Below are 19,410 nucleotides of genomic sequence, written 5' to 3'. Positions count from 1 at the left end.
GCAGCGGCTCCTCGTTCGGGTTCCTCATGGGAATGCTTCACATGGTAGGGACGCCGCCGGCGCGAGCTTTGACATTTGGAGAACGCTCCCGCGCCGCACCGTGTATTCCGGGGCGTGCGGGGCCGGTGCATACTCCGCAGGCGCGCCGTGTGCCGATGCCGTGCGATTCCGGGAAAACCCGCATCGCCAGATCCGCCGCCCGGCAGCGCCCCCCCGGAACCCTTTCCGTCTGGAGAACGCCCGCGCCCATGGACATGGATATCCCCTCGCTCGCCATCCTGATCGCCGCCGTCGAGGAAAAAAGCCTCTCGCGCGCCGCGGAGCGCGAGAACCTCGTCACTTCCGCCGCCAGCAAGCGCATTGCCGAACTGGAGCGCCGCGCCGGCACCGCCCTGCTGCGTCGCCATGGCCGGGGCGTGGAGCCCACGCCGGCCGGCGCCATGCTTTACCAGCGCGCCAAGGCCATCGTGCGCAGCGTGCAGCTGGCGCAGGATGCGCTGGCGGCCTACTCGACGGACGGCATCGCCAAGATCCGCCTGGCCTCCAACCGCTCCACGGTGCTCCAGTTCCTGCCCACCGACATCAGCGGCTATCTCAAGCACGACCCGGAGGCGCGCATCGACCTGGTGGAGTCCTTCAGCGTGGATATTCCGCGCATGGTCTCCAACGGCGACGTGGACATCGGCATCTATCACGCGCGCAGCCCCAGCCCCGGCGTGTACTCGCTGCCGTACCGCAAGGACCGCGTGGGGCTGGTGGTGCCGCGCGGGCATCCGCTGGAGGCCAAGGGCGCGCTGCTGCTGGAAGAGGCGCTCGACTACGACTTCCTCGGCTACTTTCCGCGCCATACCTTCGATGCCTTCCTGACGCTGGTGTCCGGCACCATCTCCCGGCCGCTGACCGTGAAGACCCAGGTGTCGAACTTCGAGGCACGCTGCCGCATGGTGCGCGAGGGGCTCGGCATTGCCGTGGTGCCCGAGGGCATCGCCCGGAACTATCTGGCGATGATGGGCCTGTCCCTGCTGACGCTGAACGATGCCTGGGCTGTGCGGGATTTCTACGTGTGTGTGCGCGACAAGGACTGCCTGCCGGCGGGCGTGGGACGGCTGCTGGAGTACCTGAGCCGCTGCGCGGCGATGGAGCAGCACTTCCAGAAGCCGAGGTAGGCGGCATTCAGCCGGCGGCGGGCTCAGGGTTTTCCGCCATGCGCGCAAAGAACGCTGCGTTGCTCTTTTTTCAAAGCTGGCGGCTGGCGGCTTCCTAACATGGCTGACATAACGACACGATTCGGAGACAGCCATGAACAAGATCCTGCGGCGCACGGCCGCCGGCCTGCTGCTGTGCTGCGCCGCCACGGCGGGCGCCCAGCAACCCTACCCGTCCAAGCCGGTACGCATGGTGGTGGCCTTCACCGCCGGCGGCACCACTGACATCCTGGCGCGCGAAGTCGCCCAGCAGCTTGGCCAGACGCTCGGCCAGAGCGTGGTGGTGGAGAACCGGCCCGGCGCCGGCGGCAATATCGGCACGGACTACGTCGGCCGCAGCGACCCGGACGGCTACACGCTGCTGGCCACCTCGGTCGGCCCGGTGGCAATCAATCCCACGCTCTACAGCAAGCTCAAGGTCAATCCGCAGACGGACCTCACCGCCGTGGCGCCCATCGCGGACGTGCCGAACGTGCTCGTGGTGAGCCCCACGCTGCCGGTGAAGTCCGTGCAGGAACTGGTGGCCTATGCCAAGACGCACCCCAACACGCTGAATTTCAGTTCGACTGGGGTGGGTACCGCGGCGCATCTCTCCGGCGTGCTGTTCAACGCGCGCACCGGCGTGAAGACTACCCACGTGCCGTACAAGGGCGCCGATGCGCTGAACGACCTGCTGGCCGGCCGCGTACAGTTCATGTTCGCGACGATTCCGTCAGTGATCTCGCACATCCGGGGCGGCGCGCTGCGCCCGCTGGCGGTGACCTCGCGCAAGCGCTCCGCCGCCCTGCCGGACATCCCCACCATGGCCGAAGCCGGCGTGCCGAACCTGGTTACCGGCGCGTGGTTCGGGCTGTTCGCCCCCAAGGGCACCCCGAAGGCCATCGTCGCCACGCTCAACAAGGCGGTCAGCGATGCGCTGAACAAGCCGGAAGTGCGCACGAAGATGTCCCAGCAAGGCGCCGAGGCCATGCAACTGGCCCCGGAAGCCTTCGGCAAGTTCGTGCTGGCGGAATACGAGCAATGGAAGCCCGTGGTGATCCAGTCAGGGGCGCGGATCGATTGAGGTGTAGGGGTGGGGCTACCCCCCCACCCCAACCAACCCATCCGCCCGGAACATCGACTTGATGCCCCTGACGGCCTGGCGGATGCGGGATTCGTTTTCGATCAGGGCGAAGCGCACGTATTCATCGCCGTAGTCGCCAAAGCCGATGCCCGGCGAGACCGACACCTTGGCCTTCGCCAGCAGCTGCTTGGCGAATTCGAGGGAGCCCAGCGCGCGGTAGGGTTCGGGGATGCGGGCCCAGATGTACATCGACGCCTTGGGAATTTCCACCGGCCAGCCGGCCTCGATCAGGCCCTTGGCCAGCACGTCGCGGCGGGACTGGTATTGGGCGGCGATGTCCTTCACGCATTGCTGGTCGCCCTCCAGCGCGGCAATTGCCGCCACCTGGAGCGGCGTGAAAGTGCCGTAGTCGTGGTAACTCTTGATGCGCGTCAAGGCGGCCACGAGGTCCGGGTTGCCGACCATGAAGCCGATGCGCCAGCCCGCCATGTTGTAGCTCTTGGACAGCGTGAAGAACTCCACCGCGATGTCCTTCGCCCCCGGCACCTGCATGATCGACGGGGCCTTCCAGCCATCGAACACGATATCGGCGTAGGCCAGGTCGTGCACCACGAAGATGTCGTGCTTGCGCGCCAGCGCAATCACCCGCTCGAAGAAGTCCAGCTCCACGCAGGCCGCCGTCGGGTTCGACGGGAAACCCAGCACGATCATCTTGGGCTTCGGGTAGCTGCCCCGGATGGCGCGTTCCAGTTCGGCGAAGAAGTCGATGCCCGGGGTCAGCGGCACCGAGCGGATGTCGGCGCCGGCAATCACCGCGCCGTAGATATGGATCGGGTAGCTCGGGTCCGGCACCAGCACGGTGTCGCCCCGGTCCAGCGTGGCCAGCATCAGGTGGGCGAGGCCCTCCTTGGAGCCGATGGTGACGATCGCCTCCTTGTCCGGATCGATCTCCACGTCGTAGCGCTCGCGGTACCAGTGCGAGATGGCGCGGCGCAACCGGGGAATGCCCTTGGAGGCCGAATAGCCGTGCGTGTCCGGCCGCTGCGCGGCATCCACGAGCTTGGCCACGATATGGGGCGGCGTGGCGCCATCGGGGTTGCCCATGCTCATGTCGACGATGTCCTCGCCACGGCGGCGGGCGGCCATCTTGAGCTCGGCAGTAATGTTGAAGACGTACGGGGGAAGGCGATCGATGCGCGCAAAGCGGCGCTTGCCGGAATCGGCAGTCATGGCGGGAGTCCTTTACGTAAGCGCCCGGAACCGTCCGAGCGACGTCGGCGGCCGTTGTCTCGGCCACCGGGAATCGATCTTATCCAGCCTTGCCCGTTTGCACAACGGGCTTTTTTACTACAGCCGCTACAGCAGCCCGCCGGGCACCTTGGTGGGACGATCCGCCGGCAGGTGGCGGACGATGCAGTCGAGCGCGGCGGCGTTGGCCTTGTCGCCGCCCATGGCCCCGGCGATGGAACTCCGGTACTGCGGCACGCTGATGCGCTGGTAGTAGAGCCGGGAGGTCTGGTCGAGCCAGAACACGTAGTCGCTGTCGCTGTCGTCGCCGCCGCTGCGCAGCCACTCGCCCAGCGGGTGCGAGCCCAGGCGCGCATTGGCGCAGGCCGTCTGGACCGTATCGAGATAGGCGTTGAAGCCCTTGGCCTCGACGTTGCGCACCGCATCCGGGGCACAGGCGGCGGCGGTCATGACCACGGCAGCAGCAATCGACAGCAGGGTCAGGCGCTTCAGCGGCATGGCACATCCCGGGCGGTTGGCATCCAGCCAGTGTAGCCGGCGCCCGCCGCCCGTCCAAACCCGGCGAGCTTAATCGTCGAGGGTCTCGTGCACCGCCGCGTTGCCGCGCTTCCAGTAGGCCGATGCGCGGATGCGGGCCTTGTCCACGCCGCGCTCGCCCACCAGGTGCTGGCGCACGGCGCGCATCGCGGCACCCTCGCCGGCTGCCCAGACATAGCCCTCGCCTGCGGGCAGGTTCACCGATTGCAGCGCCGGGGCCAGCAGGCTGCCTTCTGGGACGCGAACTTCGGGCTGATCTTCCCGATGGAGCCAATGCACCTGCGCACGCGGCCCCACGGCGAGCGGGATCTGCGCCTTGGCGCTGGTCACCTCGGCCACCACGATCACCTGGGCATCGGGCCCCAGTTCCTCCACGCGGCGGGCGATGGCCGGCAGCGCCGTGTCGTCGCCGATCAGCAGGTGCCAGTCAAACGCCGTCGGAATCACGAACGAGCCGCGCGGCCCGCCCACGCCCAGGTACTGCCCCGGCCGGGCCTGCGCCGCCCACGTGGAGGCGGGGCCATCGCCATGGAGCACGAATTCGATGTCCAGCTCGCGCGCCACGGGGTCGTAGCGGCGCGGCGTGTAGTCGCGCGCCTGCGGGCGCGGCTGGCCCTCGGGGAACACGATGCCGTCCGGGCCCACCACTGGCAGCACCGGGCGCTCGGCGCCGGGCGCGGGGAAAAACACCTTGATATGGTCGTCGAAGGAGCCTGAGGTGAAATCGGCCAGATCGTCGCCGCCGAGCGTCACGCGCAGCAGCTGCGGGGACACCAGTTGGGTGCGCAGCACCTGGAGCAGGCGCATCTTGAGCGGATGGCGCACGCGCTGGACCGTCAGGTCACGGGAAATCGTCATGGAATACCTTGTATTAGGGTTCAGGACTGGCCGGCTTCGATCTCGTCGGCGGCGCGGGCCAGGATGGCGGCGATGCGGCGCTGTTCGTCGGCGGAGGCCTCGCTGCGCTGGGTCAGCGCGCGCTTGATGCGCAGGCGCGCCTCGACGAATTCGGGCAGCCAGCCGCCCTGCTCCGGCTCGCGCTGGGGCTCGCCGCTCATGGCACGGCGCATGAAGTCCATCTTGCGCGCCACGTGGCGCAGCCGGGCGACCATGTGCTCGAGCCGCTCGCGGTTCTCGGCCAGGTAGGCGCGGCCCGCATCGGCCAGTTCGTAGCGCTTCTTGTTGCCTTCGGTGATGACCGTGGCGTAGCCGAGGTCCTCGAGGAAGGTCAGCGCGGGATAGACCACGCCCGGGCTCGGCTTGTAGAAGCCGCCGGTGCGGGCCTCCAGCGCCTTGATCAATTCGTAGCCGTGCGACGGCTTTTCCTCGAGCAGCGACAGCAGCAGCAGCTGCAGGTCTTCCGCGCTGAACTTGCGGCCCCGGCGCCAGCTATCGCCATCGAAGCCATCGCCCCCCTCAAAGTCCGGGCCGCCGCCCTGAGACCAGAAACCGCCGCCCCGGCGGGACATGGCGTGCTTGCCGAAGCGGTGGCCGCAGCCGTCGTGGGCATGGTGATGATGGTGCTCACCGAAGGGGGAACCGAAGGGAAATCCAAAGAGATGTCGCATGCTGCACTCCGTTGTCGGGTTCACGAATCTATCGTAAGACGTATCGTAAGATATATATCGTACGATACAAAGTCAAGCCCGAAGCGATTCTGCCTTTGCTGTCACAATGCGACGCAAACCACGGAGGAGACGCGATGCCCGACAAGAAAGCCATCCTGGTAGTAGGTGCCGGAGACGCCACAGGCGGTGCCATTGCCCGACGCTTTGCGCGCGAGGGCTATATCGCCTGCGTGACCCGGCGCAGCGCAGACAAGCTCGCGGATCTGGTCGACCAGATCCGCGCCGAAGGGGGCGAGGCCCACGCCTTCGCCTGCGACGCCCGCAAGGAAGAAGACACCGTGGCGCTGATCGCACGCATCGAGCGCGACATCGCCCCGCTGGAAGTGGCCGTGTTCAACATCGGCGCCAACGTCAACTTTCCGATCCTGGAAACCACCTCGCGCGTGTACTTCAAGGTGTGGGAGATGGCCTGCTTCGGCGGCTTCCTGATGGGCCGCGAGGCGGCACGCGCGATGCTGCCGCGCCAGCGCGGCTCGATCTTCTTCACCGGCGCCACGGCCAGCGTGCGCGGGCGCGATGGGATGTCGGCGTTCGCCGGCGCCAAACACGCGCTGCGGGCGCTGGCGCAGAGCATGGCGCGCGAACTGGGGCCGCAGGGGATTCACGTGGCCCACCTGATTGTCGATGCCGCCATCGACACCGCCTTTATCCGCGAGAACTTTCCAGACCGCTACGCGGCCAAGGCGCGCGATGGCATCGTCAATCCGGAGCACATCGCCGATACCTACTGGATGCTGCACCAGCAGCCGCGCGACGCCTGGACCCACGAACTGGACATCCGCCCCTGGATCGAGCACTGGTAGCCCCGCCCCGCCCCGCCGCCCCGGACAACTGTCACAAACTACAACGGAGACATGCGATGACCAAGCAGGTGGAGTTTTTCTTCGACTTCGGCAGCCCCTATTCCTACCTGGCCTACAAGGAACTCCCGCGCGTGGCGGCGCGCACCGGCGCCACCATCGTCTGGCGGCCGATGCTGCTGGGCGGCGTGTTCAAGGCCACCGGCAACCACAGCCCGGCCGACATCCCGCTCAAGTCGCAATGGTCGAAGACAGACACCGAGCGCTGGGCGCGCCGCTACGACGTGCCGTTCCGCCACAACCCCTATTTCCCGGTCAACACGCTGGCGCTGATGCGCGGCGCCATCGGCTACCAGCGCCAGGGCGCGGACGCCTTCGCGCGTTACGTGGAGGCGATCTTCCGTGCGATGTGGGAGGACGGCCGCAACCTCAACGATCCCCAGGAGATCGGAAAAGTGCTGGTCGATGCGGGGATGGACCCCCGGCAGGCGCTGGCCATGCTCGATGACCCCGAGGTCAAGGCCGAACTCAAGCGCGTGACGGAGGAAGCCGTGGCGCGCGGCATTTTCGGCGCGCCCAGCTTTATCGTCGATGGGGAACTGTTCTGGGGCAACGACCGCCTGCTGTTCGTGGAGGAACGGCTGGCGGCCTGAGGTCTGCCAATGCGTGGAAGGGTCAAGCCGCCAGACGGAATACCGTCACGGCCGCCGCCAGCTGGTTGGCCTGCGCCTCGAGCGAGTCGGCCGCTGCGGCGGCCTGCTCCACCAGCGCGGCGTTCTGCTGGTTGACCTGCTCCATCTGGGACACCGCCTCGCTGACCTGCGTGATGCCGCTGGACTGCTCCTGCGACGCCGCCGAGATCTCGTTGACCGTAGCCGCCAGCCGCTGCACCGCGCCAACAATCTCGCCGATGGTGTTGCCGGCCTGCTCCACCTGGGTGCTGCCGGCGTCCACGCGTTCCACCGACGAATCGATCAGCGCCTTGATCTCCTTGGCCGCCCCGGCACTGCGCTGCGCCAGCGCGCGCACCTCGCCCGCCACCACGGCAAAGCCCCGGCCCTGCTCGCCCGCGCGCGCGGCTTCCACGGCGGCGTTGAGCGCGAGGATGTTGGTCTGGAAGGCAATGCCGTCGATCACGCCGATGATGTCGACGATCTTCTGCGAACTCGTGTTGATGTCGCTCATGGTCTGCACCACGCCGCGCACCACATCGCCGCCGCGCTGGGCGAGGTCCGCCGCGTCGCGCGCCAGCGCGCTGGCCCGGCTGGCGCTCTCCGCGTTGTTGCCGACGGTGGAGGTCAGTTCCTCCATGCTGGCGGCGGTCTGCTCCAGCGCCGACGACTGTTCCTCGGTACGCGAGGACAGGTCCGTGTTCCCCGCCGCGATCTCGCGCGCGCCGGTGGTCACGGCATCGGAACCCGCGCGCACCTTGCGCACGGTCTCGGTCAGGCCGGCGCGCATGCGGGCCAGCGCGTCCAGCAACTGGCCAATCTCGTTGCGGCCCGCCGGCGGCACGGTCATGGTCAGGTCGCCATCGGCCACGCGCATGATCAGCTGACAGGCCGCGTTGAGCGGCGCCACCACCAGCCGGCGCAGTGCCACGTGCACCGCTACGATCAGCAGCACCGACGCCGCCAGGCCAATCCCCACCAGCACCAGTACGCGATGGAAGCGGCTGCGGCCCGTGGCCACGGCCGCGTCGTTATGCTGCTCGGCGAATTTCTGGAAGCGCTCCACGCCAGCCGAGTACTTCGCGCCGGAGGCGGTGATGTCCTTGTCGTTGATCGCCGCGTAACCCGCCGGGTCATTGCTGCGCAGCGCCTCGAGCGCGCGCTGCACGGCATCCATATGGGCACGGCCCGCGCCGATGATCTCCTCTCGCGTGCCGGCGTCCTGGCCTTCGATAGGCGCGGCCTTCTCGAAGGCGTTCAGCTCATCGGCGGACTTGCGCATCGACTTCTCGGCGCTGGCGATGGCGTCCGCGTTCACCGCGCCAGACTCCTTGGCAGAGCTATAGGCGCGGGTCAGGGCCGAGCGCGCGCGCGTCATGTCCTTGTAGGCGTCGTTGATCAGCATGGCGCGCGTGGCCACCACGTGAATGCGCTCGGAAGCGCCGCTTGCTGCACGCAGCTCGGTCACGCCCAGGGCGGCGCCAAACAGGATCATCAGTCCGAAGACCACCAGGGTGGCCAGCAGGCCATGGCGAATACTGAGGTTGTTCATGGGGCAGGTTGTTCGTTGGATCGATGGAGTACCGATCAGGCTTAACGACCCGCCCCCTTAAACCTTGAGCAACGCCTGCACGCCATTTGCGTTACATCAAATTGCGTGGTCCAGACAGCCCTGCAGCGGCTCAGACATAGGCGATCAGCCGGCCCGCGCAGATCACCAGCCCCCACGTCAGCAGCGACACCATGGCGCAGGCACGCGCGCCCGTGGGCGGTGGCTGGCCGATATCCCAGCTGGCGCCGGCTGGCGCGGCATGCAACTGCCGGTAAGGCCCCTGATGGAACCAGAGCGCGTTGGCCAGCCCGAGCCCGATCAGCACGATCTTGATCAGGAACGCGCGGTTGACGATCAGTTCATCGGCATGCGCCAGGAACAGCAGCGCCCCGCTGGCCACCACGGCGAGGAAGCCCGCCACCGAGGCCGGCAGCGCATGGCGCAGCAGCGTGGTGACCGGCAACTGCCGCCCCAGCCCGGCCAGCCGCAGGTCCACCACGACGATGGACCCGAACAGCAGCGCCATGCCGGCCAGATGCACGATCTCGATGATCGGATACGCCCAGGACGACGCCCGCAGCGCCACCGAGAACGGCCACGCGGCGAGCGTGGCGCCCAGCTCGCCAAGTGCCTCCATCGACACTCAACGCAGTTCCACGGTCTGGCCGCCGTCTACCGTGATGCGCTCCACGCGCATCTCGTCGGCCTTTTCCTTGCTCTGGTAGCCGACAAGGGTTACCTGCTTGCCCACGGCCACCTTCTCCTGCGTGGCGCCGCGGGACTCCATGCGCGACACCGGCGCCAGCACGGCAAACCAGCGCTTGCCCTGCGCATCCACCCGGATCGTGGCGTGCGGGTTCTCGTAGTGGCTCTCCACCACCTTGCCGGTCACGGTCAGCGGCTTGGTCTGGTCATAGGTGGACCAGCCATGGTGGGCGATGGCCGGCAGGCTGGCCATCGCCAGCAGGACGGCGGCGAGACGCAGGGGCTTCGAGCGGAACGTCGGTTGATGCATGGTGACCTCCAGGTTGGCGACAAGGTGGATGCAGGGGGATGGATCAGTGCAGCGTCGAACGGGTTTCCTGGGCCTGCGATGTCCGCCGTGCGCGGCCGGCTAACGCGGCGAGGCTTGGGTTCATCGGCTTGAGCGCGGCGCGCTCGGCCACCAGCGCGGCGGCGAGGTTGGCGTGGCGGCCACGCAGGGCCGCTTCGATCAGGGTCAGCGCGAAGACGTCGCGCTGGGCGTGGCTGCCGCCGAAGCGATGGGTGAGGATGCGCACCGGCATCAGCAGCGCCACCGTGGCGGCATAGTCGCCGCGCGCGAAGGCGATCATCGCGTCGGCCACGGGCAGGCCCACGTCGCGCGACATCATCGCGTTGGTGCCCTGCCCGATCGCCGCGCCCGCCATGGCCGCGCGGATCTCTGCCACGGCGTCGTCGCGGCCCGCGCCCAGGCACGCCATGATGGCGTGCACATCGTTGAAGGCGTAGTAGCCGGCCGCGCCGCGCGTGTACCAGTCGTCGGCCAGCGCGGCCCAGCGCGCGCCTGCATCCACGCCGCGCAGGTGCAGCCGCCACAGCAGCGCGGCGCCATCGACCAGATCGAGCGCAATGGCCGGCGCCGGCCGGTTGATGTGCGCGTCGTAGAGCGCCAGTACTTCGTCGTAGCGCTCCTGTTCGAGCAGGAACAGGGCCAGATGCCACCAGTTGTGCACCGCCAGCATGTTGTCTTCAGACCAGTCCGATACGTGCGCGCGCAGCCATGCCGCGCCGTCGTCCAGCCGGCCCTGCATCTCCATCACATGCGCCACGGCGTGGATCGCCCACGGATCGCGCGGGTTCAGCGCCACGGCCTCGCGGCCACGCGCCTCGGCGTCTTCATAGCGATTGGATTCCTCGAGCCCGAAGGCGTGCATGCCGAGCAGGTAGCCGTAGCCGGGCACATCCCTGTCCCAATGGGGCAGCACCTGCGCGACGCGGTCGCGCAGCATCGACGACTGGCCGAGCAGGAAATCGCCCAGATGGGCCACCTGCACGGCGAGGATGTCGCGCGGATAGTCGATGGCGATGTCACCGTACGCCTGCACCGACTCGGCGAATCGCCCGTCCAGCCAGGCGCGCGCGGCGGCCAGATGGCGGCGCTCGCGCAGGTTGGCGCGGTCGCCCAGGGCCTCGCCGGCCTCCACGCTCTCGCGCAGCAGGGGCACGGCGGTGCCGTCGCCCGAGGTCACCATCAGCGCGGCGCGCAGTGCGTGGCCCATGGCGAAGTCGGGGTCGTCGGCCAGCGCGGCATCCACCGCCGCCAGCGGGTCGCCGTAGTAGCCATGCAGCAGCGCCAGCCCGGTCTCATAGTGCGCGAGCGCGGCGGGATGATTGGATGTGACTTCCAGGCCTCTTGCATCGGTTGCCATGGCGCCCTCCTGGTTTGGGTCCGCATCGGCGCGGACTTCCTCATCGTAGTGGAATCGCGCGTGCTACGCTTCCGCTCCCCGGCCCCATCCATCACATCCTTGCCGCCATGCCCCTGTCTTTTGATCTGCCGCCCGCCGCCATCCCCGGCCAGTCCGTCGATGCCATCGACACACCGTCCCTGATCCTTGACCTCGCCCCCTTCACGCGCAACGTGGCGCGCATGCAGGACGCCGCCGACCGCGCCGGCGTGAAACTGCGCCCGCACGCCAAGGCGCACAAGTGCCCCGAGATTGCGCTGGCGCAGATCGCGCGCGGCGCGGTGGGCATCTGCTGCCAGAAGGTCAGCGAGGCCGTGCCCTTCGTGGCGGCCGGCGTGACCGACATCCATATCAGTAACGAGATTGCGTCGCCGACCAAGGCGGCGCTGCTGGCCGAGTTGGCCCGCCATGCGCGCCTCAGCGTGTGTGTGGACGATGCATCACAAATTGACACCCTGGCGGCAGCCACCGAGGCCGCCGGCACGCAACTGGACGTCTTTATCGAGATCGATGTCGGCCAGGGCCGCTGCGGTGTGGCCGACGCGCCGGCGGCCATCGCCCTGGCAGAACGGATTGCCGCCCATCCCCGCCTGTCCCTGCGCGGCTTGCAGGCGTACCACGGCGGCATCCAGCATCTGCGCGACTGGGCGGCCCGCCGCGACGCCGCAGCGCAAGCCGCCGAACGCACCGGCGCCGTGCTGGCGAAGCTGGCGGTGGCGGGCGTGCAATGCGAGGTGGTAACGGGCGGCGGCAGCGGCAGCGTGGAGTTCGACGTGGGCAGCGGCGTGTACACCGAGATCCAGCCGGGCTCGTACGTGTTCATGGACGCCGACTACGGCAGCAACGCCTATCCGGGCGCCCTGCGCTTCGAGCACAGCCTGTTTATCGCCACGACGGTGATGAGTGTGGCCGCCGGCGACCGCGTCATCCTCGATGCGGGGCTGAAGTCGATGGCGGTGGATTCAGGGTTGCCGTGGATCTGGGCCGATGGCGCGGCGTCCGGGGCGCTGGAATACGTGGCAGCGAACGACGAGCATGGCATCGTCAAACCCCGGCAGGCCGGCAACCTCGCCGCCCTGCCCGCGCTGGGCAGCCGCGTGCTGCTGGTGCCGGGCCATTGCGACCCGACCCTCAATCTCTACGATGCACTGGTGGCGGTGCGCGGCGGCGTGGTGGAAGCGGTGTGGCCGGTGGCCGCGCGCGGGCTGAGTCGCTGAACGTGTGAGCTAGGCGAGCTGGGCGGCCAGCTCGTTGAGATCGGCGGTGGTCCATTCGCGGCCGGTCCACGCCTCGAAGCGCAGCTCGGACAGCGGAATCTCGTTCAGCGTGCCGATCCAGTCGGTGGGTGCGGCGCCGCAGCGCAGGCCGGCGGCCACCATCGCCATGGCATCGGGCACCTCGATATCGGCCACGCGCGTGACCGTCGGCCACGGCAGCAGGCGCGGGTCAGTGGCCGCGATGCCAAACCGGTAGAGCCCAAAGCGCGCATGCAGGGCGGCGCGCGAAAGCGCGTGGCGCGCCTCGCTCAGGCCATCGTCCTGAGTGGCGGATGGGTCCCATTGCTGGTTGCGCGAAAACCATAGGATGTCCTGCTCGCCAGGACGCGCGGGCCGGCCATGGGCCATCGCGGGCTTGAGCCGACCCGAGCGCGCAATCGCGGCCAGCGGCGTACCCACGGTGTAATGCCAGACGTAACGTGATTCGGTGTTCATGTACCGCTCCTGCAAGCCCTTCCGCATTGCAGAATGGGGGCGGAAAGCCTTGCCGACAAGCAAGGTCATGCCACGTTGCAAGTGCAACAAAAATGCATTGATGGGGGGCTATCCGATGCGCCGGTCCTGCAACCCGGTCTGGGCAAGGATCTTCCCGAGTCCGGCAGTCTGACAGGTAAACGGGATTCGGGGGCAAATTGGAGGAAACCTTCCAAACACCATAGCACAGGACTTGGTGCGACGCAGCAACCGACGCCAGCCAATGTGCATTCAGCGCCCTTCGGGGCCAAATCGGCGAATGTCCGTATCAGGATTCTTGGGGCATATGTCACCGCCGGGACAAGGCGGGACCGTACGCTGCGAAGCGCATCGCGAGCCACGCGAACGACGCGAGCAACGCATAGGGCGCTTGACGGCACCCACCCCACCCCTCCGCAAGAGAATCCAGACCATGCACGACATCCGCACCCTTGCCAGCCTTGCCCACGTGCGGCCGCCCAAAGCCCCGCGCCCCCTGGCCGGGCTGGCCGCCACCCTGCTGCTCTGCGCGGCGCTGACCGCCTGTGGCGGCGACGACACCCCGCCCACCACTGGGCAACCTGGCGGCACGCCGACCCAGCCGGGCCAGCCCACCGATACGCCCAAGCTGAAGTGCGCGCCCTGAAGCGCCGCGATCCCACCTCCTCGAATCCAGAACCGCTCAGGGCAGAACTCGACATGAACTCCAGCAGCCGACGCAATTTCCTCAAGATGGCAGGCGGCAGCGCCGCCGCAACCGCCGCGCTCGCCGCGTTTCCGCCGGCCATTCGCCGCGCGCTGGCCATTCCGGCCAACAACGTCAACAAATCGATCCAGGACGTGCAGTACGTGGTGATCCTGATGCAGGAAAACCGCTCGTTCGACAACTACTTCGGCACGTTCAAGGGTGTGCGCGGCTTCGGTGACCGCTTCCCGATCCCGCTGCCGGGCGGCCGCAACGTGTTCCAGCAGACTTACGCCAGCGGCAACACCAATCGCGTAGTGCTGCCGTACCACCTGGACAGCACCGCCGGCAACGCCCAGCGCGTGAGCGGCACCCCGCACAGCCAGCCGGACGGCCAGGCCGCCTGGGACCTCGGCCGCATGAGCGCGTGGCCGACCTCCAAGCAGCGCCAGTCGATGGGTTACTACAAGCAGAAGGAGCTGGAATTCCAGTTCGCGCTGGCGGACGCCTTCACGCTGTGCGACGCCTACCACTGCAGCTTCCACGGCGGCACCAACACCAACCGCCTGTTCCACTGGACCGGCACCAACGACCCGTTCGGCCAGAAGGGCGGCCCGGTGATCGACAACAGCGGCGACTCGCTCGACGCCACCGGCATCAACTACACCTGGACCACCTACCCGGAGCGCCTGCAGACCGCCGGCGTGACCTGGAAGGTCTACCAGAACATGCCGGACAACTTCACCGACAACCCGCTGGCCGGCTTCGCCCAGTACCGCGCCGCCAACGCCGCGCTCGGCAACGCGGCCAACGGTGCGCCCTACCCGGCCTACACGCCGGCCAACGACGCCGTGAACCCGCTGTTCAAGGGCATCGCCAACACCATGCCCGATGGCGGCTTCCTGCAGGCACTGCGCGACGACATCGCCGCCGGCACGCTGCCGCAGGTATCGTGGATCGTGGCCCCGGCCACGTACTCGGAGCACCCGGGGCCGTCGAGCCCGGTGCAGGGCGCCTGGTACACCCAGGAGGTGCTCAACGCGCTGACGGCCAACCCGGACATCTGGAGCAAGACCGTCCTGCTGATCAATTTCGACGAAAACGACGGCTTCTTCGACCACGTGCCGCCGCCCTGCGCCCCGGCGCTGGATGGCGCGGGCAAGCCCGTCGGCGCCACCACGATGGACGCCGCCGCCGAGTACTACAGCGTGGACAAGACGCCGTTCGGCCCCGGCCCGCGCGTGCCGATGTACGTGGTATCGCCGTGGAGCCGTGGCGGCTGGGTCAACTCGCAGGTGTTCGACCACACCTCGGTGCTGCGCTTCCTCGAGCAGCGTTTCGGCGTGCAGGAGACCAACATCAGCCCCTATCGCCGCGCGGTGATGGGCGACATGATGACTGCGTTCGACTTCGTCAACCCGAACGGCACCACGTCGATCTCTTTCGCCGGGATCGACAAGACCGGCGCGGACACCCAGCGCACCCAGCAGGAGGCGCTGGCCCAGATTCCCACCCCGACCGTGGCGGCGCAGACCATGCCGACGCAGGCCAGCGGCACGCGGCCCTCGCGCGCGCTGCCGTACACGCTGCACACCAGCGGCCTGGAAGATCCGGTCAACCGCGCCATGATCCTGAAGTTCCGCAATGACGGCACCCAGGCGGCGGTGTTCCATGTCTACGACCGCCTGCACCTGGGCAGCGTGCCGCGCCGCTACGCGGTGGAGCCGGGCAAGGACATCGACGCCACCTGGGATGTCTACGCCACCGACAGCGGCCGCTACGACCTCTGGGTACTGGGCCCGAACGGCTACCATCGCGCCTTCATCGGCGACGTGAGCGCCCAGCAGGAAGCCGGCGGCGGCGCCGCGCCGGAGATCCGCGTGTGCTACGAGGAATCCGACGAGCCCAAGGTCTGGCTGACGCTGATCAACCGTGGCAAGGCAGCCTGCACGTTCACGGTGGTGCCCAACGCCTACCGCACGGACGGCCCGTGGACCTTCGAGTTGCCCGCCGGCAAGGAACTCGACCAGCCCTTCCCGGTGAAGTCGCAGGGCAACTGGTATGACTTCACGGTGACCACCACGCAGGGCGGCTTCTCGCGGCGCTTTGCCGGCCGCGTGGAGAACGGCACCCACACGGTGTCCGATCCGGCGATGGGGAGCTAAGCCCGCCTGGGCCCGGTCGGCGCCCCTGTCCCCTTGGGAGAGGGGCGCCGCCGTACCCACCACTGTCACATTGCCAGGCTACGCTCGCGGGTTCGTCCTGAATTCGATGGGAGCCCCATGCTTGGCGATCTGCTGATGACGTTCTATGAAGTGGCGCGGCAAGGCAGCATCACGAGCGCGGCCCGGCAACTGCGGCTCAGCCAGCCCACTGTCACCGGCCGCATCCGCCAGCTGGAAGTGCTCTACGGCGTGGAACTGTTCCACCGCCGCGCCAGCCGGCTTGACCTCAGCGACGTCGGCGTGGCCCTGATGCCGCTGGCCGAACAGATGATGCAGCAGGAGGGCGAGGCCGATTTCCTGCTCCGCAACGCCGGCAACCTGCGGCTGGGCAGCCTGCGGATTGGCGCCACCGGCCCCTACTACATCCTGCGCAGCGTGGCCGCGTTCCGGGAACGCTACCCGGCCGTGGCGGTCAGCATCGAGATCGGCAATTCGCGGCAGATGCTCGACGCGCTGTTCGAATACCGGATCGATGCCGCGGTGTCGTCGCACGCGGTGGACGACGACCGGCTCTCCCGCGTCATGCTCGCCGCCGACCCGATGGTGCTGGTCGCCCATCCGCTCCACCCGCTGGCGCGCCGCCCCCGCGTGGAGGTGGCCGAACTGGCCACCTGCCACCTGATCGTGCGCGAACAGGGGTCGATGACCCGCGAGGCCACCGAGGCCGCGCTGGGCGCGGTGGGCATCGACCTCCCGCCGCATACCGTGATCGGTAGCCGCGAAGCCATCTGCGAGGCGATCCGGCACAACCTTGGCGCCAGCGTGATGCCCGTGGGCGAGGTGCCGCGCGACCCCGCGCTCTGCGTGGTGCCGTTCGCCAGCCAGGCGCCAGTCATCCACGAATATCTCTACAGCCTCAAGATTCGCAGCGGGACGCGGCTGGTGCGCGCGCTGCTGGACTGCCTGGTGCTGCCGGGCAGCGCCGCGCAGCGGCATTGCGAGGTTCCGCAACCTGCACCTATATTGAACTGAGTTGACCTGAGCCTCGCGCCCCCACCGCACCGCCCCCAAGGACCCTCTCCGCCGATGACCGACCCGGGCCGCCCCAGCTTTCCCGAGTACGACCAGCTGCTGGCGCTGCTGGAATTGGGCGCCCCGTGGTTCCGGTCGCGCGTGGCGTGCGAGGTAGCCGTGGACGGCCGCTCGTTCGGGGTGCATGTGGCGGCGCTGGGCACGGACGCGCCCGATGCGCCGGCCATCGGCATCTTCGGCGGCATTCACGGGCTCGAACGGATCGGCACCCAGCTGGTGCTGGACTACATGCGCTCGCTGCTGTGCCGCCTGCAATGGGACGAGCTGCTCCACCGCGAGTTGCAGGCCGTGAAGCTGGTCTTCATGCCGATCGTCAACCCGGGCGGCATGCATGCGGCCACGCGCGCCAACCCCCGGGGCGTGGATCTGATGCGCAACGCGCCGCAGAACGCCGATGCGCGCGTGCCCTTCCTGGCCGGCGGGCAGCGCCTCGGCGCGTGGCTGCCGTGGTATCGCGGCCGCGCCGGTGCGCCGATGGAGCCCGAGGCCGCCGCGCTGCTGCGCGTGGTGGAGGAAGAACTGCTGGGCCGGCCCCTCAGTTTCGCGGTCGATTGCCATTCCGGCTATGGCTGGCGCGACAGCATCTGGTTTCCCTACGCGCGCACCCACACGCCCATGGCGCACCTGCCGGAGATGTACCTGCTCAAGACCATGTTCGAGCAGGCCCACCCGCACCACGGCTACGCCTTCGAGCCGCAGAGCCACCAGTACCTGCTGCACGGCGACCTGTGGGACTACGCCTACGACCGCGCGCCGGCGGGCACGCTGTTCCTGCCGATGACGCTGGAACTGGGCTCGTGGCTGTGGATCAAGAAGAATCCGCGCCAGCTCTTCTCGCGCGCGGGCATTTTCAATCCGATCAAGGCCCATCGCACGGCGCGCGTGCTGCGCCGGCACGTGAGCCTGTTCGACTTCCTCGGCCGCACCGCCTTCGCTCCGGAGCGATGGCTGCCCGAGGGCGTCCATCGGCAGCAGTTGCTGGCGCAGGCGCGCGCGCACTGGCAAGACCGGAAACCTGCGCCATGAGCCCGTGGATCTTCCTGCGCGGCCTGACCCGCGAGTCGCGCCACTGGGGCGACCTGCCCGCGCTGTGGACCGCCCGCGGCCTGGGGCGCCCGACCCTGATCGACCTGCCCGGCAACGGCACGGCCCACCACGCGACGGTGCCCGTCGACGTGCACGGCATCATGGAAGCGGTGCGCGCCACGGCCCGCGCCACCGGGGTAACGGCCCCGTACCGCATCCTGGCGATGTCGCTCGGCGCCATGGTCGCCACCGAATGGGCCCAACGCTACCCCGGGGAAGTGGCCGGACTGGTGCTGATCAACACCAGCATGCGCCCCTTCAGCACCCTGCCGCAGCGGCTGCGCCCCCAGAACTGGGCGGCGCTCATCGGCATGGCCAACCATTGGCACGACCGTGCCCGCTGCGAGCGCACGGTCCACCGGCTGACCTGCGAACGGATGGACACCCGCGACGCCGACCTGGCGGCGTGGGTCACCATCGGCCAAACCGCCCCGGTCACCCGCGCGGCGGCCCTCCGCCAACTGCTGGCCGCCGCCCGCTACCGCGCCGCCCCCTCCGCCCCGCCCTGCCCCACGCTGATCCTCTCCTCGGACGCCGACCGCCTCGTCAACCCGGTCTGCTCGGTCCGCATCGCAGCGGCCTGGGGGGCGCGGCACCTGCGCCATCCGTGGGCAGGACATGACCTGCCGCATGACGATGGGGGGTGGTTGTGCGGGGTGGTGGCCGGGTCTGGCCTTGCGTCAGGGGATGCGACTGCCTAGCCCACCGCGATCGTCACCGGCTTGCCGATGCGACTCAGCATCTCCACCAGCGTGTCGAGCGTGAACTTCGCGGTTTTCTGATTCACGACGTCGGACACGCGGGGGCGAGACACCATCAGGATCTCGGCAGCATCCGCCTGCCGCAGGTTGTGTTCGTCGATCCAGCCGCTGATCTCGCGCATCAGTTGCTGCTTGAGCAGACGGGTGTCGTTAATCTCCTTCTGGGAAACGGCATGGAGCCGTTCGGCCTCGTCCGGGGCAAATCCCAGCTCGAGAAACAGGTTCGCACCCGGCTTGGTGACGTGTCGGATCTTGGTATCGATCGTCATGACTAGTGTTTCCATCCTATATCCAGCGCCCGATAGCGCGCGCGTGCAATCGCACGGTCCCCCAGGCTGGTGGCCTGGGTCTTCTTCTGAAAGCAATGCAGTACGTAGACCGCGTCGTCGAATCGTGCGACGTACATCACCCGATAGATCCCACTCGCCTCACGAATTCTCAGTTCGCGCGTGCCGGGCCCGATGTCGCCAAACGGTTTCCAGTCGGTGGGATCCAGCCCCGCCTGCACCTTGGCGAGTTGAAAGCCCGCCTGCCGTCTGGCGTCGTCGGGAAACAAAAGCAGATCTGCATAGGCTGACCCTACCCAACGGATTTCTCTTTCACGATCCATGCTGCCCCATCTGTACAAAATTTTATACCAAGGCAGTTCCGTGCACAACGGTCACACGGCCCCGCTGCCTCTGGAAGCACAGATGTAACGTGATCTTTTCCCGACAAAATTGAGCCACATCAGATCG

Annotated in this window: 21 protein-coding genes; 10 read left to right on the top strand and 11 right to left on the bottom strand. The window is 68.2% G+C overall.

Annotated elements, in window-relative coordinates; all coding sequences use genetic code 11:
- Nucleotides 1-254 precede the first annotated feature (254 nt).
- Both SB751_RS12370 and SB751_RS12365 read left to right on the top strand, forming a co-directional pair.
- On the top strand, nt 255-1,166 hold the full coding sequence (locus SB751_RS12370; RefSeq protein WP_144197165.1) for a LysR family transcriptional regulator: 912 nt from the start codon (nt 255-257) through the stop codon (nt 1,164-1,166).
- Nucleotides 1,167-1,299: 133 nt separating this feature from the next.
- Nucleotides 1,300-2,268, top strand: a complete 969-nt coding sequence (locus tag SB751_RS12365) for a Bug family tripartite tricarboxylate transporter substrate binding protein (RefSeq protein WP_144196983.1) — start codon at nt 1,300-1,302, stop codon at nt 2,266-2,268.
- 15 nt (nt 2,269-2,283) lie between these two features.
- Here SB751_RS12365 and alaC read toward each other — a convergent pair whose 3' ends face one another.
- The 4 genes from alaC to SB751_RS12345 all read right to left on the bottom strand — a co-directional run bounded on the left by alaC (nt 2,284) and on the right by SB751_RS12345 (nt 5,621).
- Complete coding sequence (gene alaC / locus SB751_RS12360; protein ID WP_144196982.1) at nt 2,284-3,498, bottom strand: alanine transaminase; 1,215 nt, start codon at nt 3,496-3,498, stop codon at nt 2,284-2,286.
- Between the two features lie 126 nt (nt 3,499-3,624).
- Nucleotides 3,625-4,014 carry a hypothetical protein gene (locus SB751_RS12355; RefSeq protein ID WP_144196981.1) on the bottom strand — a complete coding sequence of 130 codons (390 nt, stop codon included), beginning with the start codon at nt 4,012-4,014 and terminating at the stop codon, nt 3,625-3,627.
- 69 nt (nt 4,015-4,083) lie between these two features.
- Entirely contained in the window at nt 4,084-4,911 is an 828-nt protein-coding gene (locus SB751_RS12350; protein WP_144196980.1) for a siderophore-interacting protein, read from the bottom strand.
- 20 nt (nt 4,912-4,931) lie between these two features.
- A complete protein-coding gene (locus SB751_RS12345) occupies nt 4,932-5,621 on the bottom strand; it encodes a PadR family transcriptional regulator (RefSeq protein WP_144196979.1) in 690 nt (229 codons plus the stop codon).
- 134 nt (nt 5,622-5,755) lie between these two features.
- Here SB751_RS12345 and SB751_RS12340 point away from each other — a divergent pair, with 134 nt between their 5' ends.
- Nucleotides 5,756-6,484 carry an SDR family oxidoreductase gene (locus tag SB751_RS12340; RefSeq protein ID WP_144196978.1) on the top strand — a complete coding sequence of 243 codons (729 nt, stop codon included), beginning with the start codon at nt 5,756-5,758 and terminating at the stop codon, nt 6,482-6,484.
- A 56-nt stretch (nt 6,485-6,540) separates the two neighbouring features.
- A complete protein-coding gene (locus tag SB751_RS12335; protein WP_144196977.1) occupies nt 6,541-7,134 on the top strand; it encodes a 2-hydroxychromene-2-carboxylate isomerase in 594 nt (197 codons plus the stop codon).
- A gap of 22 nt (nt 7,135-7,156) precedes the next feature.
- On the opposite strand, the gene SB751_RS12330 is transcribed toward SB751_RS12335, so the two are convergent.
- The 4 genes from SB751_RS12330 to SB751_RS12315 all read right to left on the bottom strand — a co-directional run bounded on the left by SB751_RS12330 (nt 7,157) and on the right by SB751_RS12315 (nt 11,115).
- Entirely contained in the window at nt 7,157-8,704 is a 1,548-nt protein-coding gene (locus SB751_RS12330) for a methyl-accepting chemotaxis protein (RefSeq protein ID WP_144196976.1), read from the bottom strand.
- Between the two features lie 130 nt (nt 8,705-8,834).
- The gene (locus SB751_RS12325) at nt 8,835-9,341 is read right to left on the bottom strand and encodes a hypothetical protein (RefSeq protein ID WP_144196975.1); all 507 of its coding nucleotides are present in this window, start codon (nt 9,339-9,341) and stop codon (nt 8,835-8,837) included.
- A gap of 6 nt (nt 9,342-9,347) precedes the next feature.
- Nucleotides 9,348-9,719: a DUF6152 family protein gene (locus SB751_RS12320; protein WP_144196974.1), complete on the bottom strand. Its 372-nt coding sequence runs from the start codon at nt 9,717-9,719 to the stop codon at nt 9,348-9,350.
- 43 nt (nt 9,720-9,762) lie between these two features.
- Nucleotides 9,763-11,115, bottom strand: a complete 1,353-nt coding sequence (locus SB751_RS12315) for a tetratricopeptide repeat protein (RefSeq protein WP_211942790.1) — start codon at nt 11,113-11,115, stop codon at nt 9,763-9,765.
- A 107-nt stretch (nt 11,116-11,222) separates the two neighbouring features.
- On the opposite strand from SB751_RS12315, the gene SB751_RS12310 reads away from it, so the two are divergent.
- Entirely contained in the window at nt 11,223-12,371 is a 1,149-nt protein-coding gene (locus tag SB751_RS12310) for a DSD1 family PLP-dependent enzyme (RefSeq protein WP_144196972.1), read from the top strand.
- 9 nt (nt 12,372-12,380) lie between these two features.
- Here SB751_RS12310 and SB751_RS12305 read toward each other — a convergent pair whose 3' ends face one another.
- Entirely contained in the window at nt 12,381-12,866 is a 486-nt protein-coding gene (locus tag SB751_RS12305; protein ID WP_144196971.1) for a hypothetical protein, read from the bottom strand.
- Between the two features lie 451 nt (nt 12,867-13,317).
- Between SB751_RS12305 and SB751_RS12300 the strand changes: the two genes are divergently transcribed.
- From SB751_RS12300 to SB751_RS12280, 5 genes are all read left to right on the top strand, one after another.
- Complete coding sequence (locus SB751_RS12300; protein ID WP_144196970.1) at nt 13,318-13,530, top strand: hypothetical protein; 213 nt, start codon at nt 13,318-13,320, stop codon at nt 13,528-13,530.
- A 53-nt stretch (nt 13,531-13,583) separates the two neighbouring features.
- Nucleotides 13,584-15,734 (top strand): phosphocholine-specific phospholipase C, encoded by a 2,151-nt coding sequence (locus SB751_RS12295; protein ID WP_144196969.1) that lies wholly within the window; start codon nt 13,584-13,586, stop codon nt 15,732-15,734.
- A gap of 117 nt (nt 15,735-15,851) precedes the next feature.
- Nucleotides 15,852-16,766 carry a LysR substrate-binding domain-containing protein gene (locus SB751_RS12290; protein WP_144196968.1) on the top strand — a complete coding sequence of 305 codons (915 nt, stop codon included), beginning with the start codon at nt 15,852-15,854 and terminating at the stop codon, nt 16,764-16,766.
- 54 nt (nt 16,767-16,820) lie between these two features.
- Nucleotides 16,821-17,852 (top strand): M14 family zinc carboxypeptidase, encoded by a 1,032-nt coding sequence (locus SB751_RS12285; RefSeq protein ID WP_144196967.1) that lies wholly within the window; start codon nt 16,821-16,823, stop codon nt 17,850-17,852.
- Nucleotides 17,849-18,613: an alpha/beta fold hydrolase gene (locus SB751_RS12280; RefSeq protein ID WP_410748090.1), complete on the top strand. Its 765-nt coding sequence runs from the start codon at nt 17,849-17,851 to the stop codon at nt 18,611-18,613. The genes SB751_RS12285 and SB751_RS12280 overlap by 4 nt, the downstream gene beginning before the upstream one ends.
- Here SB751_RS12280 and SB751_RS12275 read toward each other — a convergent pair.
- The gene (locus SB751_RS12275; RefSeq protein ID WP_144196965.1) at nt 18,610-18,942 is read right to left on the bottom strand and encodes a helix-turn-helix domain-containing protein; all 333 of its coding nucleotides are present in this window, start codon (nt 18,940-18,942) and stop codon (nt 18,610-18,612) included. The two genes, SB751_RS12280 and SB751_RS12275, sit on opposite strands and share 4 nt — an antisense overlap.
- Nucleotides 18,943-18,944: 2 nt before the next feature.
- The gene (locus SB751_RS12270; protein ID WP_144196964.1) at nt 18,945-19,283 is read right to left on the bottom strand and encodes a type II toxin-antitoxin system RelE/ParE family toxin; all 339 of its coding nucleotides are present in this window, start codon (nt 19,281-19,283) and stop codon (nt 18,945-18,947) included.
- Nucleotides 19,284-19,410 lie beyond the last annotated feature (127 nt).

This window comes from Cupriavidus sp. SIMBA_020 (genome assembly GCF_046535395.1).
Lineage (GTDB): Bacteria > Pseudomonadota > Gammaproteobacteria > Burkholderiales > Burkholderiaceae > Cupriavidus > Cupriavidus campinensis.
This window is presented reverse-complemented; position numbering and strand designations above follow the sequence as displayed.